This window comes from Zhengella sedimenti, from assembly GCF_046506625.1.
In the GTDB taxonomy this organism is placed as follows: Bacteria; Pseudomonadota; Alphaproteobacteria; order Rhizobiales; family Rhizobiaceae; genus Zhengella; species Zhengella sedimenti.
Genome location: NZ_JBKFFP010000002.1, coordinates 170,690 through 187,903, shown reverse-complemented (window position 1 = coordinate 187,903; position 17,214 = coordinate 170,690). Strand labels below are relative to the sequence as shown.

Here is a 17,214-nt window from a genome sequence, read left to right as displayed (position 1 = left end):
TGCGCCGCAACCGCTCAATTCTGGTCGCGTTGGGGCCGGGCGCGGCTGTCGCGCCCGAACGTGTAGCCCGTTTCCACCGCCTTGCCGCCGAACTTCGCCCGCAAGGCATCCACCGCGTTTTCAGCCCTTGCGCGGCGTAGCGCCGCCGGATCGACCAGATCGGCGGGATCGGCGCGTTCCGGCGATTCCAGGTCGGCGACGCCGATGCCGATGAGCCGGAAACGCGTGCCGTCGATTTCCCGTTTGAGAAGATCCAGGCCGTTGGAAAAGATCCGGTCCGCCAGTTGCGTGGGATCGGCCAGTTGCCGGTTGCGCGTGCGCGACCGGAAGTCCGCCGTCTTCAGTTTCAGCACCACCGTCCGCCCGGCCAGCGCACCGGCTTTCAGCCGCGCGGAAACCTTTTCGGACAGGGCCCTCAGCACGGGCGCGAGATCGTCCAGCGTCGCGAGATCCTGGTTGAAGGTGGTCTCGGCCGAAATGCTCTTCATGTCATGGTGCGGATCGACCTTTCGCCGGTCAATGCCGCGCGCCAGCGACCACAGGCGTTCCCCCATGGCGTGATAGCGCGCCATCAGGTCGCCCTTGTCCATGGCCTGCAACTGGCCGATCCGGGTGATGCCGTCGGCGCGCAGCTTCTCTTCCAGCGCTTTTCCGACACCCCAGATCATGCCGACCGGCCTGTCGGCGAGAAAGGCGGTTGCCTCGGCCTCGCCGATCACCGAGAAGCCGCGCGGTTTCTGCAGGTCGGAGGCCAGCTTGGCGAGGTACTTGCAATAGGACAGGCCGACCGAAACCGAAAGGCGCATGTCGCGCTCGATGTCGCGGGCGAAACGGCCAAGCACGATGGCCGGTGGCGCGCCATGCAGGCGTTCCGTTCCGCTGAGATCGAGAAAGGCCTCGTCGATGGACACAGGTTCGACGAGCGGCGTCAGCGCGCGCATGCGTTCACGGATTTCCCGTCCCGCACTGGCGTATTTTTCCATGTCCGGTTTGATGACGACCGCGTCGGGGCAGGCTTCCAGTGCCTTGAACATGGGCATGGCGGACTTCACGCCACGGATGCGCGCAATGTAGCAAGCCGTTGAAACGACTCCCCGTTTCCCGCCGCCAATGATGACCGGCCGGTCGCGGAGTTCCGGCCTGTCGCGCTTTTCGACCGAGGCGTAGAACGCATCGCAGTCGATATGGGCGATCGTCAGCGAATAGAGTTCGCCGTGACGCAGGATGCGCGGACTGCCGCAACCTTCGCACCGCGTGGTCCGCCCGCGTTGAAGCCGCAGGCAGTCGCGGCAGAAACCGGCATTCGGATCGTTCGGAGTGGCCATGGTTGGGGCGAACATTGGTGGAACACGGCAGACCTTATATCGAGTGTCCTGCCGCCGGCAAGACAGCGCCGGTGGACTTGCCCGGTGCCGGTTCAGCCTGCCAGCGCCGCTTCCAGCTTGGCCGCGGCGTCTTCCCAGTCGCGCGTTTCCACCACCCCTTCCGGAAGGGGCGGCAACAGTCTGCGCATGCCCTCGTGGGCCATCAGGTGAAAGAGACCGGCGCGGGGATAGCTCGTCCCGACCGATACGAGATTGTGCGGGATGTCGTCGACAAAGGCCACCGGTGCGCTGCGTGCGCCGGCCAGAAGCGACACCGCCGGTCCTTTGGCCTTTTCGGTCGTCACCAGCGGATAGGGGATGCCGAGCCGGTCAAGCAATGCCCGGCGGCGTTCGCGATGCGCGTGCGGCATGGCGGTCAGCATCACGATTTCGGCCACACCGGAAAGCCGGTCGAGCGCCTTGTCCACGCCTCTTGCCGGTGTCTGCCAGGTTTCCTGTGCCTCGAAGAAGGCGTCAAGCAGGCCGGAGACCGTCTCGGCCGGGGCTTCCGCGCCGCCATCCTTCGCGATGACATTGCCATGCAGCCGGAAGCTCTCGGAACGGAACGTGTAGCCGCGATGATCGAGATAGCGCACGAAAGGCGCGACGAATTCCAGCACGACTTCGTCCACGTCGAGGACAAGCAGCGGCCGCGTGTCGCGTGACAGCGCTTCGATCTGGCGCACGGTTTCGGGATCGTCGCTCATGTCGATGCCTCGTAGCGGTCGTCGCCGCCGGGAAGCAGCCGCTGCGCCGCCGCCACGGCGTCCGGCCTGTTGCCGGATGCCTCGCAGAAGGCCATCAGGGTCGGCTCGTGGGCCAGGATGAAGCCGAGCACGCCAGCCAGGAAACCGGGCTCGGCCGCGGCGGCACGGATCTGGCCGGCCTCGATGCCGGACATGGCAAGAAAGCGCGGGAGCAGCCGCTCGTCGCCGGCCACGAAGCCGAGCGCGGCGACCGCAAGGGCGCGGGCATCCTCCATGGAAAGCGGCATGGTCATCGTTGAGGCTCCAGACAAGGATCGCCGATTGCGTTCCATCGGCGGGTTTTTGCCTTTCGTAAATCAAATTGGTCTATCGTGCGCGACATTCGCAGTCGTCAACCGCTGTTCATCCACAGCGAATGCAAATTGCGACAGGCTGCCGGGCAGGGGATTGGCATGGCGAAAAAGGTGATGATTGTCGAGGACAACGAGCTCAACATGAAGCTCTTCCGCGATCTCATCGAGGCCAGCGGCTACGAGACCATCCAGACCCGCAACGGGCTGGAGGCCCTGGACCTTGCCCGCTCCGGCCGGCCGGACCTGATCCTCATGGACATCCAGCTTCCGGAGGTGTCCGGACTGGAAGTAACCAAGTGGCTCAAGCAGGACGACGACCTCCATACCATTCCCGTCATCGCCGTCACGGCTTTCGCCATGAAGGGCGACGAGGAACGGATCCGCCAGGGCGGTTGCGAGGCCTATATCTCCAAGCCGATTTCGGTGCCCAAGTTCATCGAGACCATCAAATCCTACCTCGGGGATGCCTGATGGCTCCGTCCGCACCGGCACGAAGATACGGGAACCGTCCATGACCGCGCGAATTCTTGTCGTCGATGATATTCCCGCCAATGTGCGCCTGCTGGAATCGCGGTTGCTCGCCGAGTATTTCGAGGTTCTGACCGCGTCCAATGGCGAGGAGGCCTTGAGCGTCGTTGAAAACGAGCGCGTCGATGTCATCCTTCTCGACATCATGATGCCCGGTATCGACGGGTTCGAGGTTTGCCGCCGCCTGAAGGCCGATCCGCAGACGGCCCATATCCCGGTGGTCATGGTGACGGCGCTCGACCAGCCCGCCGACCGCGTGAAGGGCCTGCAATGCGGCGCCGACGACTTTCTGACCAAGCCGGTCAACGACCTGCAACTGATAACCCGCGTGAAAAGCCTGGTGCGCCTGAAATCCCTTTCGGACGAATTGCGGCTGCGCGCGGCGACGACGCGTGACATCGGCATCGATGAACTCCTGTCCAGCCGCGCGGCTGCGGAAGACAGGACGCCGCCGTCCTTCCTCCTCATCGACGAACGCCCGTCATCCTCGGCGCGCCTGCAGGCGATCCTGGGCGAACTCGGCGACGTGACCGCGATGGCCGATCCGCAGGCCGGCTTCTTCGAGGCGGTCAACAAGTCCCATGACGTGATCGTCGTGTCGACGCAATTTGCCGATTTCGACCCGCTTCGCCTGTGCTCGCATCTTCGTTCCATCGACATGACGCGCTTTACCCCGGTCATGCTGGTGGCCGAGGCGGATCAGGAAGAGCTTGTCGCCCGCGGCCTTGAACTGGGCGTCAACGATTATGTGACGCGGCCTGTCGAACCGCAGGAGTTCAAGGCACGCCTCATGACGCAGGTGCGCCGGAAGCGCTACAATGACGGCCTGCGCGCTTCGGTCGCCCAGACCATCGAGATGGCGGTCACCGACCCGCTGACGGGCATGCACAACCGCCGTTACCTCGATACCCACCTGCAGCGGCTCTACGAACGCGCACGAACGCGCGGCCGCCCGCTTTCGGTGATGATGACGGATCTCGACCGTTTCAAGCTGGTCAACGATACCCACGGCCACGACGCCGGCGACGAGGTGATCCGCGAATTTGCCCGCCGCATCCGGCGCCATGTGCGCGGCGCCGATCTCGCCTGCCGCTATGGCGGCGAGGAATTCGCCATCATCATGCCCGATACGCCGCCGGAAATCGCCAACAAGGTGGCCGAGCGGTTGCGCGTGCAGATCGAGGGCGCAGCCTTCGACATCGGGCAGGGCCGTCAGCTCGACGTGACCGTCTCCATCGGCGTGGCCTCCCTGCTGGGAAGCGACGAGAGCGCCTTGCAGATCATGAAACGCGCGGACGAAGCGCTTTACGAGGCCAAGAACACGGGCCGCAACAAGGTGGTTGCGCACGCCGCCTGAATTCCGCGCAGGAAATCGGGGCCCCGTTTTTCAGGTCCTGTGCCGGTGACCGGCAGGGCCGGACGGCGATTCTTAACCATGGCTGAAGACAAGGTTGCCCTTGGGTTAAGAAATGGTTGATTTTTCCATGGGATTGCAACATCCTGCAGGCAAATAATCACGCACCGGATGTTGCAGCCCCCAAATCCAACCGCAGCGTGATCGACCATACCCCATGATGCTCAGGTCCGCCGCATCTCCTGGGTCCGTGGGGTGGGCCGGCCGGCCTGGCTTTCAGTGGCCTCCTCGTACCGCTGCCAGTTTCCGGCCGGCCCCCATTTTCCTTTTTTCACAAGGCTTTGGACGCCGGCGTTGAACCGGTCACCGGCGCTCGCCGTAGTGCGGCGATCCGCACGCTTCAGACAAAAACGCCGCCCTGTGGGGGCGGCGCTCGGAATGCTATGGCAGGCCCGATCACTTGATCTTGGCTTCCTTGAACTCGACGTGCTTCTTGGCAATCGGGTCGTACTTACGCTTCGTCATCTTTTCCGTCATCGTGCGGCTGTTCTTCTTGGTGACGTAGAAGAAGCCGGTGTCGGCGGTCGACAGGAGCTTGATCTTGATCGTGGTAGCCTTGGCCATGGTCTTGTCCGTTGTTGCTTGTCTGGGAAAACCGCATGCCATGGGGCATGGAGACCCGGCGCGGCAATCATTCGTGCGCGACACATACGGATCGGGGCGGGAAAGTCAAGCCCGCAACCGGCAGGCAGGCGTCCTCACGTCGCTTTTCGTGGCCGGATGATCGTGCGCGACACGATGAGCGCGATATAGGCGGCGAAGAAGACGGCGAGGACGTGGGCAAAGCCGTTAGGCCCGGAGATTTCCATGCCGACCCCGATCGCCGCCGGCCCGGCCAGCATGCCGAGCCCGTAGCAGAACACGAAGGCGGCATTCGCCTGCACCAGTTGCCGGCCGGTCAGCCGCGAACCCAGATGCGCCAGACCCACCGTGTAAAGTCCGGCAACGACGCCGCCCCAGACGAACAGCAGCCCCGCCGTCAGGTGCCAGTCGTGCGCGATGAATGGCAGCAGCGCCATTCCGGCAAGGCCGGTCGCCGCGCAGGCCAGCAGGATGGTGCGCCGGTCCCGGACCCGGTCGCTGATGATGCCGAGCGGGATCTGCAGCACGACATTGCCGAGTCCCACCATGGTGAGCAGGAGGGCCGCGCTTGCCTCGTCATACCCCATCCGGAGGCCGTAGACGGGAAACAGCGCGAAGCCGCCTGTCTCCACCGCACCGAAAACGAAGACGGCGAAGGTGGCGGTCGGAACCAGGACGATGTAGCGCCAGAAGCCGGTCCCTCCTGAAAGGGCGTCGCCTTCCGACAGGTCGGGAGCATCGCGCGTGGCGAAGAGGACCGGCACGGCGGCCAGCGCGATCAGCACCAGCGTGAAGCCGAAGGGCAGGAAGCCTTCCGAACCGAGCTGGGCGAAGATCCATGGGCCGGCGGCGAAGCCGAGCGACAGGACCGTGGCATAGATGCCCAATACGAAACCGCGCCGCGCCGGCGGCGCGCAATGGTTGATCCATGATTCCGACAGGATGAACAGGACAGTGATGGCGAAATGCAGCGTCGCGCGCAGCACGAACCATCCCGCGAAGGATTCGGTGAAATGGAATCCCGCGAACGATGCGCCGCCCACGCCCAGCATGACCAGAACGACGGGAATCATGCCGAAACGCACCGCCATCGGTGTGGCGAAGGGCGCGGCCGCCAGCGAGGCGAGGCCCGCGACAGCCGTGTTGAGCCCGATCATGCCGGCCGAAAAGCCGCGCCCCTCCAGCACGAAGGACAGCAGCGGCATGCCGAGACCGATGGCGATGCCGACGACGGATATGGAGGCGATGGCCGCGGCAAGGCCGCGCCACTGAACGGTCTCATGCCCGGAACTGCCAGTGAACTCGGGCTGCATGCCGTGATTCCCGCCTGTGGCTGAGGCTTTGCCTCGTGCTAGAGAACGTCGCGCCGGAACTGGCCGTTGATCATGCGGTAGAAGGGCGCCGGCCCACCGGGCGCCAGCTCGGGGTCTTCGGCGAGACGCTTTCCCAGTTCCTCAAGGACTGTGCGCGTGATCATCGGGATGTCGGCCTCGACCGCCTCCGCGAAATCGAGCCACATCAGTTCCTCCAGTTCCTGTGTCGGGCCGCCTTCGGGCAGTTCCAGGGCGGCCGCGTCGCGCCACACGGCGAAGAAGCGGGTATCGAACCGGCGCACGCGTCCGGGCGGCGTGATGGCGCGCGCGACCATCCGCAAGCCTTCCAGTGACGGCGCCACGCCATGCGCGCAAAAGCCCTGCCAGTCGGCGGCCCTTGTCGCGAAGTCCTGCCGGCGGCCGATCAGGATGCCGGCCTCCTCATAAGTCTCGCGCACGGCGGACATGGCGATGGCGCGGGCGCGGGCCTGCGTGAAGCGCGCGCGCGTCATCGCGTTCAGCTTGGTTGCCTCCGGCTCCGGGAGTTCGCCCGCCACCGGAATGCGCGCATCGGCGGGATCGGTGCGCCCGCCGGGAAAGACGAACTTGCCGGGCATGAACGCGTGCTTGTGATGCCGCTTGCCGAGCAGCACCTTCGGCTTGCTGCCCGACCGGTCGAGAAGCAGCAGCGTGGCTGCATCGCGCGGCCGCAGCGGCCCCTTGCCAAGGGCAAAATCCTTGTTTTCCGTCTGATCGATCTGCGCGCGCGTCAGTCCGTCCATCGTCCGTCAGTCCTGTTCTGGATGTGTATCCGGCTCGTCATCGTTGCCGCCGAAACCGTGCATGTAAAGCGCCCATTGCAGGCCGACCACCGAACCCTTCACCGGTTGGAGGATGGCAAGCGACATGGCGATCGTGACCGGCACCCAGATGGCCAGGTGTTGCCAGTTGGAAAGCGTGTAGAGCCGCTCCACGCCCATGAAGGCGCCGACCACGATGTGGCCGACGATGAAGATGACGAGATAGGCGGGCAGGTCGTCGGCGCGATGATGATGGATGGCTTCGCCGCAGTGGGCGCATGTGTCCACCGTCCTGGTAAAACCCTTGAAGAGCTTTCCTTCGCCGCAATTCGGGCAGAGCCCGCGCCAGCCGCGCCACATGGCCTGTCCCAGCGCGCGCGCCGGGCGCCCGCTATGCGCTTCGCCGCCGAACTGGCGGATATCGTGTGTCATCGTCTTCCCTTGCCCCCGGATCGGCCCTTGGCAACCCGCGGCCTTGCGCGGGAGCCTGCCTTGGTCTTGTGAAAGGATCGTGTCATCCCCGGCAGCGGCCGCGCGTCGCTGGCCATGGCCATCAGGATGGACCCGGCCATCGGCGCGATCTCGACCAGTTCGACCTCGACCTTGTCGCCGAGGCGCCAGCCTTCGCCGGATGCGCCGCCCACCACCGCATGGGATGCTTCGTCGTAGTGGAAATACTCGTCGCCGAGCTTGGAGATGGGGATGAACCCGTCGGCACCGAATTGCGGCAGTTGCACGAAAAGGCCGGCCTTTGTCACGCCCGTGATGCGCCCGTCGAAGACCTGGCCCACCTGGTCGGCCAGATGCGAGGCGACCAGCCGGTCCACGGTTTCGCGTTCGGCCGCCATGGCGCGCCGTTCGGTCGCCGAGATCAGCGCCGAGATGTCGTCGAGCCGCGCTTCCTCGTCCTTCGTCAGCCCGTCTGCGCCGAGCTTGAGCGCCCGGATCAGCGCGCGGTGGACGATCAGGTCGGCGTAGCGGCGGATCGGCGAGGTGAAATGGGCGTAGCGCTGAAGATTGAGGCCGAAATGGCCGATATTGGCCGGCGAATAGACCGCCTGGCTCTGGCTGCGCAGCACGACCTCGTTGACCAGCGCCTCGTTTTCCGTGTTGTCGACGGCGGACAGGATGGTGTTGAACTGGGCCGGGCGTAACTGCGCGCCGCGCGCCAGCGACAGCCCGACCGTCCGCAGGAACTCCCGCAGGCTCTCCTGCTTGGCCAGCGACGGCACGTCATGCACGCGGTAGACCAGTGCCTGGCTTTGCGTTTCCAGGGTCTCGGCGGCCGAGACATTGGCCTGGATCATGTATTCCTCGACCAGCCTGTGCGCGTCGAGACGGTCCGGCACCGTGACCCGGTCCACGGTTCCGTCCTCCTTCAGCAGGATCTTGCGCTCCGGCAGGTCCAGTTCAAGCGGTTCGCGGTTGGCGCGGCCCTGCGCCAGCACGCGATAGGCGGCCCAGAGCGGCTTGAGAACGGTTTCGAGGATGGGGCCGGTCTTGTCGTCGGGCGCGCCGTCAATGGCGGCTTGCGCCTGCACATAGGCCAGCCGTGCCGACGACCGCATCATTATGCGGTGGAAGGAATGCCTCAGCTTGCGCCCCTTGGCGGAGAAGACCATGCGCACGGCCAGCGCCGGGCGGTCCACGTTCTCCTTCAGCGAGCACAGGTCGTTGGAGATCCGCTCCGGCAGCATCGGCACGACACGGTCCGGGAAATAGACCGAATTGCCGCGTTTCAGGGCTTCCCGGTCGAGCGCCGAGCCGGACCGCACGTAGTTGGCGACATCGGCGATCGCGACGGTGACGATGTGGCCGCCGGGATTGTCCGGATTGCTGTCGGGTTCGGCGTGAATGGCGTCGTCATGGTCCTTGGCATCCGCCGGATCGATGGTGACGAGATCCATGGCGCGCCAGTCCTCGCGCCCCTCCATGGTGGCCGGCTTTGCCGCTTCGGCCTCCGCGATGACCTCCGGGGGAAAGACATGCGGGATTTCATGGGCATGGATGGCGATCATGGAGATCGCCTTTTCCGACGCGACCGAACCGATCACGGCCGTCACCTTCGCCCGGCCAAGGCCATGGCGCGGACTGCGGCCGGGCTGAACCTCCACCAGATCGCCGGGTTTCGCATCGCCCCGGTCTTCCGCCTCGACGACGAGTTCGTCCTGCTTGCGGTCGACCGGTTCGATGCGCAGGCTGCCGTCGGCCAGTTCGCGGAAGACGCCGAGCACGGCATCGCGCCGCTTGTCCAGCACTTTCATAACGCGGGCCGAATAGGCAGGCCCGTCGTCGCGGTCGGAGACGAAGGTCTTGGCCAGGACGCGGTCGCCGACACCGGGCTGGCGTCCCGGCGCGTTGCGGGCGGTCTTGACGGCCACGACCGGCGCCGCGCCATCGGCCTCGTCCCATTCCATGGGCCGCGCTACCAGTCCGCCATCGCTGTCGCGGCCGAAAATTTCGAGCACCGTGACCTGGGGCAGGGCGCCCGGGCGCGAAAGGCGCTTGCGCCGCTTCTCGATCAGGCCCTCGTCCTGCAACTCGCGCAGCATCTGCTTGAGTTCGACGCGCGCATCGCCCTTCAGGTTGAAGGCCTTGGCCAGTTCCCGCTTGCCCGCGGCATCGGGGTTCTCCGCGATGTAGCGCAGGATCTCGTCGCGCGACGGCATGTGCGCATTGCGCGCCGGCCTTTCGGTCCGGTCCTTTCCGGTGCCTGGCAGCCGGCGCGCCATCAGGCCGTCTTCTTCTTCGCGGCGGTCTTCTTGGCCGCCGCCGGCTTTTTCGCCGACTTGGCCGGGGCCGCCTTGCGGGCCGGCTTCTTCGCTCCGCCGGATTTTGCGGCCCGTTCCGCGATCAGTGCCAGCGCCTCTTCCAGCGTCACCGATTGCGGATCCTTGCCGTTGGGCAGGGTGGCGTTGACCTTTTCCCAGTTGACATAGGGGCCATAGCGCCCGTCGCGCACGGTTATGGCGCCGCCATCGGGATGTTCGCCCAGTTCCTTCAGCGCCGCGGGCTTGGCCCGCCCGCGACCGGCGCCCTTGGCCGCTTTCTCCGCCAGTACGGAAACCGCCCGATTGATGCCGATGGAGAACACGTCCTCGATGCTCTCCAGGTTGGCATAGGTGCCGTCATGCAGCACGAAGGGGCCATAGCGGCCGAGGCCCGCGGATATCATCTTGCCCGTCTCGGGATGCTGGCCCACGTCGCGCGGCAGGTTGATCAGTGCGAGCGCCTTCTCATGGTCCATGTCGGCCGGCTGCCAGCCCTTGGGAAGGCTGGAGCGCTTGGCATCCTTGCCTTCGCCGCGCTGGACATAGGGGCCGAACCGCCCGGAGCGCAGCGTGATTTCCTCGCCCGTATAGGGGTCGGCACCCAGCACCTTGTTGCCGTCTTCCAGCCCCGCGCCGTCGCCGCTGCCTTCTCCGTTCTCGCCAAGCTGGCGCGTATAGCCGCATTCGGGATAGTTCGAGCAGCCGACGAAGGCGCCATACTTGCCGAGCTTGAGCGACAACTGGCCATTACCGCATTTCGGGCAGATGCGCGGGTCGGAACCGTCCTCGCGCGCCGGAAAGGCCAGCGGCGCCAGTTCCTCGTTCAGCGCCTCCAGGACATCGGAAACACGCAATTCCTTCGTCTCGTCCACGGCGGCCGTGAAATCGCGCCAGAAATCGCGCAGCACCTCGCGCCAGGAAAGCCGGCCGTCGGAGATCTCGTCGAGCTTCTCCTCCAGGCCCGCCGTGAAATCGTATTCGACGTAGCGGCTGAAGAAGTTTTCCAGGAACGCCGTCACCACCCGGCCCTTGGAACCGGGAATGAGCTTGCGCTTGTCGATGGTGACATACTCGCGGTCCTGCAGCGTCTGGAGCGTTGCCGCATAGGTGGAGGGCCGGCCGATGCCGAGCTCTTCCATCTTCTTGATGAGCGTGGCTTCCGAGTAGCGCGGCGGCGGCTCTGTTGAATGTTCCGAAACGTCGATGGACTGTCGTTCGACATTCTCGCCGGAGCGGATTTCAGGCAGGCGGCCGTCTTCCTCGTCCTGGGCGTCCTCGTCCCGGCTCTCCGTATAGGCGGCCAGGAAGCCGTCGAAGCGGATCACCTGGCCGTTGGCGCGCAATTCAGCCGTCTTGCCACCACCCGAAGCGATGATGTCGACCGTGGTGCGTTCCAGTTCGGCGGCGTTCATCTGGCTGGCGATGGCCCGCTTCCAGATCATTTCGTAGAGACGGAACTGGTCGTTGTCGAGATGGGCGCGAACCGAGGCCGGCGTGCGCGAGAAGTCGGTCGGGCGGATGGCCTCGTGGGCCTCCTGCGCGTTCTTGGCCTTGGTCGAATAGTGGCGCGGCTTTTCCGGCAGATACTTCGCGCCGAATTCCTTGCCGATGGTCTCGCGCGCCGCGGCGATGGCTTCGGGCGCCATCTGCACGCCGTCGGTCCGCATGTAGGTGATCAGGCCGGCCGTCTCGCCGCCCACGTCGACGCCCTCGTAAAGGCGTTGCGCCACCTGCATCGTGCGTGTCGCTCCGTAACCGAGCCGCGAGGAGGCGGCCTGCTGCAAGGTGGACGTGGTGAAAGGCGGCGCCGGGTTGCGTTTCGCCGGCTTCGCCTCCACCGAGGCAACCTTGAAGGTGGAGCCTTCCAGGACCTTGCGGATGGCTTCGGCCTGTTCGGCGCTGGTGATGTCCAGCTTCTGCGCCTTCTTGCCGTCGAATGTTGTCAGGCGGGCCGGAAAGGAATCGCCGCGCGGCGTCAGGAATGTGCCCGCCACCAGCCAGTAGGCCTCGCGCACGAAGCGTTCGATCTCGGCTTCACGGTCGCAGACGAGCCTCAGCGCGACGGACTGCACGCGGCCGGCCGAGCGTGCGCCGGGCAGCTTGCGCCAGAGCACCGGCGACAGGGTGAAGCCGACGAGATAATCGAGTGCCCGGCGTGCCAGGTAGGCTTCGACAAGCGGTGCGTCGATCTCGCGCGGATTGGCCATCGCGTCGAGCACCGCGTTCTTGGTGATGGCATTGAAGACGACGCGCCGCACCGGCTTGTCCTTGATCGCCTTTTTCTGCTTCAGCACCTCCAGCACATGCCAGGAAATGGCTTCGCCCTCGCGATCCGGGTCAGTCGCAAGGAACAGCGAGTCGGCTTCCTTCACCGCCTTTGATATTTCCGTCAGGCGTTTTGCCGACGCCGTGTCAACCTGCCAGGACATGGCGAAGTCCTCGTCGGGCCGAACGGAACCGTCCTTGGGCGGCAGATCCCGCACATGGCCGAAGGAAGCCAGAACCTTGTAGTTCTTGCCCAGATACTTGTTGATCGTTTTCGCCTTTGCTGGCGATTCGACAATCACGACGTCCATGAAAATCCCGGAAAACTACTCTTGAGCCGCATTTGCAAGCCTTGCCTTGTGGCAGGTCGCCGCCATGCCGTCAAATGGCTGCGCAAATCGGCGAGGTCAAGCCCGCCCGGCAAGACGGCCACGAACGGAGTGTTGGCGTATACAATTTTAAGTTGTATATTTGATGCTTGCAATTATCATTGGTTGTAATATCGTAGCGTCCTGCCGTCAGGGTGGCAATCGGGCGGACTGCCCGGCACTTGCGCCACTGGGCCGGCACCAACCTGAAGGATGGCCATGAACAAGTCCCAGCCCCATTACAACCGGACCGACAGGCTTGATTTCATCCAGTCCATGCTTGGCCAGTTGCACATGATGGCGCAGGCGGAACGCTGTGACGTGCTCGCCTACTTCATCGAGATGGCCTATGTCGAGTGCTCCGACATCATTCGCGGTCAGCGGCCGGGGCGTCTCGACCAGGAGACGGGAAAGGGGCGCAAGGTCGCCCGCCAGGCGTGACCGGGCAGATGCGCGGGCCTTCCGTCTCGTGGGGCGCCCTTGCATCGTCACAGCAGGATGGAAACCTGGTTGCCGGCATGGCGCTCCAGCCGGCCTGCCAGGTCGAGTTCGATCAGGACAAGCTGTACCTGGGCCGGTTTCAGCCCGGTATGGCGGATGACCTCGTCCACATGGACGGGGCTGGGGCCCAAAGCCTGGATGACGCGGGTCCGCTCGTCGTCTCCAGGCGGCGGCGCCGGCATCAGGTCTTCCTGCTCTTCAAGGTCCGAGGCACCGGCGAACAGGTCGCGCTGGCTTCCCGTCATCGGGGCAAGGTGGGAAATGATGTCGCCGGCCTCCGTCACGACGCTGGCTCCGTTCTTCAGGAGGCTGTTGGAGCCGCCCGCACGCGGGTCCAGCGGCGATCCGGGTACGGCGAAGACCGCGCGGCCCATCTCGCCGGCCAGCCGCGCCGAGATCAGCGAGCCGGACCGCAGCGCCGCTTCCACCACGACAAGCCCGAAGGCGAGGCCGGCGATCAGCCGGTTGCGGCGCGGAAAGTCCTGGGCGCGCGGCTGCCAGTGAAAGGGCATTTCGGAGACGACGGCGCCGCCATGGTCGACGATCGCCTCCATCAGCGGCACGTTTTCCGGCGGGTAGGGGTGGGACAGCCCGCCGGCCAGCACGGCCACGGTTCCGCCTTCCAGCGCGCCCTCATGGGCGGCGGTGTCGATGCCGCGTGCCAGGCCGGAAACGGTCACATGGCCTTGGGCCGCAAGGTCGCGGGCCAGCATGCGCGCCATCTTCATGCCGGACAGCGAGGCATTGCGCGCGCCCACGATGGCGCAGGCCGGATGGCCGAACACGGCCGGATCGCCCCGGAACATGATCACCGGGGGCGGCGCGGGCATGGTTTTCAGCATCGCCGGATAGTCGGCCTCGCCGATGGCCGAAACGATCGCGCCTGCGCCCTGTGCCGCCTCCAGTTCCCGCTCCACTTCCGTTTCGTGTGGAATGCGCGGTGGCTTGCGGGCGCCGCCGCGTGCGGCAAGCTCGGGCAGGGCCTCCAGCGCTGCGGCCGCCGAGCCATAGCGGTTGATGAGGTCGCGGAACGTGGCCGGCCCGACATTTTCGGTGCGGATCAGGCGCAGCCATTGCAGCCTCTGCCTGTCGCTCAACCGGAATGCGCGGGTCGGCTGATCCATCATCCCTTGGAACCGATTTTCGATTCCGTCCCAGACAGAAGGCGCGAAATGTTCTGGCGATGCTTGATGTAGACGATCGTGCTCATCACGAGAAACAGCACCGCCGGCCCGGTCTGTCCGAGGAACCACAGCACCGCGGGAACCACCACGGCCGCAGTCAGCGCGGCCAGCGAGGAATAGCGGAACAGGAAGGCCATGGAGAGCCATGTCAGCGCGAAGGCCAGCAGGCCCTGCCAGCTTGCGCCGAGCAGCACGCCGAGATAGGTGGCCACCCCCTTGCCGCCCTTGAATTTCAGCCAGACGGGGTAGAGATGGCCGAGAAAGGCGCCGAACCCGGCAACGAGCCCGAATTCCTGGCCCCAGCGTGAGGCGACGAGCACGGGAATCGTGCCTTTCAGCGCATCCGCCAGCAGCGTCAGCGCCGCCAGTTTCCTGTTGCCGGTGCGCAGCACGTTGGTCGCCCCGATATTGCCGGAGCCGATGGAGCGCACATCGCCAAGTCCTGCCATGCGCGTAAGGATCAGCCCGAACGGAATGGATCCGCTCAGATAGCCCAGCACCAGTGCGAGGAAGAGGCCCGCGCCGTCTGCCTGCAAGTCGATTGCCCCGATCATGTCGCATCCCTTCCGGTGCGGCGGTGGTCAGACGGGATCCCTGCGCCGCATCCTATTCTTGTTGGAAAACGGTCTTTCCTGCAACCATTGTTTGCAGGACGCGGCCCTGCATCCGCGCACCCTCGAAGCAGGTGTTCTTCGAACGGGAGCGGATGTCGGCCTCGCGCACCAGCCAGGGCTCGTCCAGATCGACGATGGCAAGGTCGGCGCGCGCGCCGGGCTTAAGCGTGCCGGCATCGAGGCCGAACAGGCGTGCCGGTGCGCTCGACAGGACCTCGATGATGCGCAGCAGCGGCAGGTCGCCGCCGTGATACAGGCGCAGCATGGCGCCGAGCAGGGTCTCAAGCCCGATGGCGCCGGTCTCGGCATCGGCGAAGGGCAGGCGCTTGGTGTCGACGTCCTGCGGATCATGCGACGAGACGACGATGTCGATCGTGCCGTCGCGCACCGCTTCCACCATGGCCAGCCGGTCGTCCTCGTCGCGCAACGGCGGCGAGAGACGGAAGAAGGTGCGGTATTCGCCGATGTCGTTCTCGTTGAGCGACAGGTGATTGACCGAAACGCCGGCCGTCGCGTTCACGCCCTCGCCCTTGGCCAGCCGGATGGCGTCCGCCGACAGTTTGGTGGAGATTTTCGCTGCGTGATAGGCGCCGCCGGTCAGGCGCGCCAGCATAAGGTCGCGCGCCAGCGGAATGAGTTCGGCCTCGCGGGGAATGCCGGGCAGGCCGAGCCATGAGGCGAACAGTCCCTCGTTCATCACGCCGGCGGAGGCTAGGTCGCGGTCCTGCGTCTCATGCAGGATCACCGCGCCGAAATCGCGCGCATAGGTCAGCGCCCGGCGCATCACCAGCGCGGAGGCGAGCGTGTTGCGCCCCTCGGTGAAGGCCACGGCGCCGGCTTCGCTGAGCAGGCCGATCTCGGTCATCTCGCGGCCGGCAAGGCCCTTGGTCAGCGCTGCGGCGGGGTGAACGTTCACGCAGGCCGTGTCCCGCGCGGTGCGCAGCACGAACTGGACGAGCGCCACGTCGTCGATCACCGGATCGGTGTCCGGCATGGTGACGATGGAGGTGATGCCGCCGGCCGCAGCCGCGGCGCTGGCCGAGGCAATGGTCTCGCGATGTTCGCCACCCGGTTCGCCGACGAAGACACGCCCGTCGACCAGACCGGGAATGATCGTGCGCCCCGCGCAGTCGATCACGGCCGCGCCCTCCGGCGCTCCCTGGTTCAGCGCCTCCGGCCCGGCCGCCTCGATCAGCCCGTCACGGATGAGAACGGAGCCGGTGGCATCCAGCCCGCGCGACGGATCGACGATGCGCGCTCCGTGCAACAGCGTCGCGCTCATTGGCCTGAACCCTCTGTCTTGCGCGGATCGAGCAGCGCTTCCAGCACGCCCATGCGCACCGCCACGCCCATTTCCACCTGTTCCTGGATCACGCTTTGCGGCCCGTCCGCCACTTCCGAGGCGATCTCGACGCCCCGGTTCATCGGGCCCGGATGCATGACGAGCGCATCGGGTCTGGCGGCCTTCAGCTTGGCGGCATCGAGGCCGAAATAGCGGAAATACTCGCGCACGGAGGGCACCGATGCACCGGCCATGCGCTCGCGCTGCAGGCGCAGCATCATGACGACATCGGCGTCCCTGAGCCCCTCCGCCATGGAATGGAACGGCGTCACGCCCATCTTCGCGATGCCGGAGGGCAGCAGCGTGGAGGGCGCGACCACGCGCACATGCGCCCCCATGGCGTTGAGCAGGATGATGTTGGACCGCGCCACGCGCGAATGCATCACGTCCCCGCAGATCGCGACCGTCAGCCCGCCGAGCGTGCCCTTGGCGCGGCGGATCGTCAGCGCGTCGAGCAGCGCCTGGGTCGGGTGTTCATGCGCCCCGTCGCCGGCATTGATGACCGCGCATCCGACCTTCTGCGCAAGCAGGGCGACGGCGCCGGCCGAGGCGTGGCGCACCACCAGGGCGTCGGGTCTCATGGCGTTCAGCGTCATGGCGGTGTCGATCAGCGTCTCGCCCTTCTTCACCGAGGACGAGGCGACCGACATGTTCATGACGTCCGCGCCGAGCCGCTTGCCCGCCAGTTCGAACGAGGACTGCGTGCGCGTGGAGGCCTCGAAGAACAGGTTGATCTGGGTGCGCCCGCGCAGGGCCGCCGATTTCTTGTCCTTCTGCCGGGACAGCGCCACCGCCCGTTCCGCGCGATTGAGCAGAAGGTCGATGTCGTACGGGGACAGGCCGGCAATGCCGAGCAGGTGCCGGTGGGGATAGACGGGGAAGTCGGTGTCGCTGATCATCTTGAGAGGGTGCTATAGGACCGCCTGCGTCATGCCGCAAGCGCCTGCCGCCGGACGTCCCCGGTTTCCAACCGGTTTTTGGTGGCGTCCCCGGTGTCGGCGGGTCGCAATGACGGCAAACCCTGTCTCATTCAACCAAGCCGCAGGTGCCGGCCATGCGTCATGGTGCGTTCCGCGGACAGGTGGTGCGAGGACAGGGGGAATTTGGA

The 17,214-nt window shown here is 65.8% G+C and carries 16 protein-coding genes; 3 read left to right on the top strand and 13 right to left on the bottom strand.

Going from position 1 to position 17,214, the window contains the following annotated elements; translation table 11 throughout:
- Window positions 1-14: 14 nt before the first annotated feature.
- The 3 genes from ACLB6G_RS06560 to ACLB6G_RS06550 form a co-directional block, all read right to left on the bottom strand.
- Window positions 15-1,325: a DNA polymerase IV gene (locus ACLB6G_RS06560; RefSeq protein ID WP_458543556.1), complete on the bottom strand. Its 1,311-nt coding sequence runs from the start codon at window positions 1,323-1,325 to the stop codon at window positions 15-17.
- 92 nt (window positions 1,326-1,417) lie between these two features.
- The gene (locus tag ACLB6G_RS06555) at window positions 1,418-2,071 is read right to left on the bottom strand and encodes a hypothetical protein (RefSeq protein WP_410355345.1); all 654 of its coding nucleotides are present in this window, start codon (window positions 2,069-2,071) and stop codon (window positions 1,418-1,420) included.
- On the bottom strand, window positions 2,068-2,364 hold the full coding sequence (locus tag ACLB6G_RS06550) for a DUF3572 domain-containing protein (protein WP_410355344.1): 297 nt from the start codon (window positions 2,362-2,364) through the stop codon (window positions 2,068-2,070). The genes ACLB6G_RS06555 and ACLB6G_RS06550 overlap by 4 nt, the downstream gene beginning before the upstream one ends.
- 159 nt (window positions 2,365-2,523) lie before the next feature.
- On the opposite strand from ACLB6G_RS06550, the gene ACLB6G_RS06545 reads away from it, so the two are divergent.
- Entirely contained in the window at window positions 2,524-2,895 is a 372-nt protein-coding gene (locus tag ACLB6G_RS06545; RefSeq protein WP_410355343.1) for a response regulator, read from the top strand.
- A gap of 40 nt (window positions 2,896-2,935) precedes the next feature.
- Window positions 2,936-4,309, top strand: a complete 1,374-nt coding sequence (locus tag ACLB6G_RS06540; protein ID WP_410355342.1) for a PleD family two-component system response regulator — start codon at window positions 2,936-2,938, stop codon at window positions 4,307-4,309.
- Between the two features lie 453 nt (window positions 4,310-4,762).
- Here the strand turns inward: ACLB6G_RS06540 and rpmG are convergent, their stop codons facing one another.
- The 6 genes from rpmG to topA all read right to left on the bottom strand — a co-directional run bounded on the left by rpmG (window position 4,763) and on the right by topA (window position 12,408).
- Window positions 4,763-4,930 (bottom strand): 50S ribosomal protein L33, encoded by a 168-nt coding sequence (rpmG, locus tag ACLB6G_RS06535; protein ID WP_410355341.1) that lies wholly within the window; start codon window positions 4,928-4,930, stop codon window positions 4,763-4,765.
- A gap of 134 nt (window positions 4,931-5,064) precedes the next feature.
- Window positions 5,065-6,261, bottom strand: a complete 1,197-nt coding sequence (locus ACLB6G_RS06530; RefSeq protein WP_410355340.1) for an MFS transporter — start codon at window positions 6,259-6,261, stop codon at window positions 5,065-5,067.
- Between the two features lie 38 nt (window positions 6,262-6,299).
- Complete coding sequence (locus ACLB6G_RS06525) at window positions 6,300-7,043, bottom strand: NUDIX hydrolase (protein ID WP_410355339.1); 744 nt, start codon at window positions 7,041-7,043, stop codon at window positions 6,300-6,302.
- A gap of 6 nt (window positions 7,044-7,049) precedes the next feature.
- Window positions 7,050-7,493 (bottom strand): DUF983 domain-containing protein, encoded by a 444-nt coding sequence (locus ACLB6G_RS06520; protein ID WP_410355338.1) that lies wholly within the window; start codon window positions 7,491-7,493, stop codon window positions 7,050-7,052.
- Entirely contained in the window at window positions 7,490-9,793 is a 2,304-nt protein-coding gene (rnr, locus tag ACLB6G_RS06515; RefSeq protein WP_410355337.1) for a ribonuclease R, read from the bottom strand. The genes ACLB6G_RS06520 and rnr overlap by 4 nt, the downstream gene beginning before the upstream one ends.
- The gene (topA, locus tag ACLB6G_RS06510; RefSeq protein ID WP_410355336.1) at window positions 9,793-12,408 is read right to left on the bottom strand and encodes a type I DNA topoisomerase; all 2,616 of its coding nucleotides are present in this window, start codon (window positions 12,406-12,408) and stop codon (window positions 9,793-9,795) included. Before topA ends, rnr begins: the two co-directional genes overlap by 1 nt.
- Window positions 12,409-12,684: 276 nt before the next feature.
- On the opposite strand from topA, the gene ACLB6G_RS06505 reads away from it, so the two are divergent.
- The gene (locus tag ACLB6G_RS06505; RefSeq protein WP_410355335.1) at window positions 12,685-12,906 is read left to right on the top strand and encodes a hypothetical protein; all 222 of its coding nucleotides are present in this window, start codon (window positions 12,685-12,687) and stop codon (window positions 12,904-12,906) included.
- A gap of 47 nt (window positions 12,907-12,953) precedes the next feature.
- Here the strand turns inward: ACLB6G_RS06505 and dprA are convergent, their stop codons facing one another.
- From dprA to ACLB6G_RS06485, 4 genes are read right to left on the bottom strand one after another with little or no spacing between them, the layout of a single operon-like run.
- Window positions 12,954-14,090 carry a DNA-processing protein DprA gene (gene dprA, locus ACLB6G_RS06500; RefSeq protein WP_410355898.1) on the bottom strand — a complete coding sequence of 379 codons (1,137 nt, stop codon included), beginning with the start codon at window positions 14,088-14,090 and terminating at the stop codon, window positions 12,954-12,956.
- Window positions 14,090-14,704, bottom strand: a complete 615-nt coding sequence (gene plsY / locus ACLB6G_RS06495) for a glycerol-3-phosphate 1-O-acyltransferase PlsY (protein ID WP_410355334.1) — start codon at window positions 14,702-14,704, stop codon at window positions 14,090-14,092. The genes dprA and plsY overlap by 1 nt, the downstream gene beginning before the upstream one ends.
- 52 nt (window positions 14,705-14,756) lie before the next feature.
- Window positions 14,757-16,046 (bottom strand): dihydroorotase, encoded by a 1,290-nt coding sequence (locus ACLB6G_RS06490; protein ID WP_410355333.1) that lies wholly within the window; start codon window positions 16,044-16,046, stop codon window positions 14,757-14,759.
- Entirely contained in the window at window positions 16,043-17,005 is a 963-nt protein-coding gene (locus ACLB6G_RS06485; RefSeq protein WP_410355332.1) for an aspartate carbamoyltransferase catalytic subunit, read from the bottom strand. The genes ACLB6G_RS06490 and ACLB6G_RS06485 overlap by 4 nt, the downstream gene beginning before the upstream one ends.
- Window positions 17,006-17,214 lie beyond the last annotated feature (209 nt).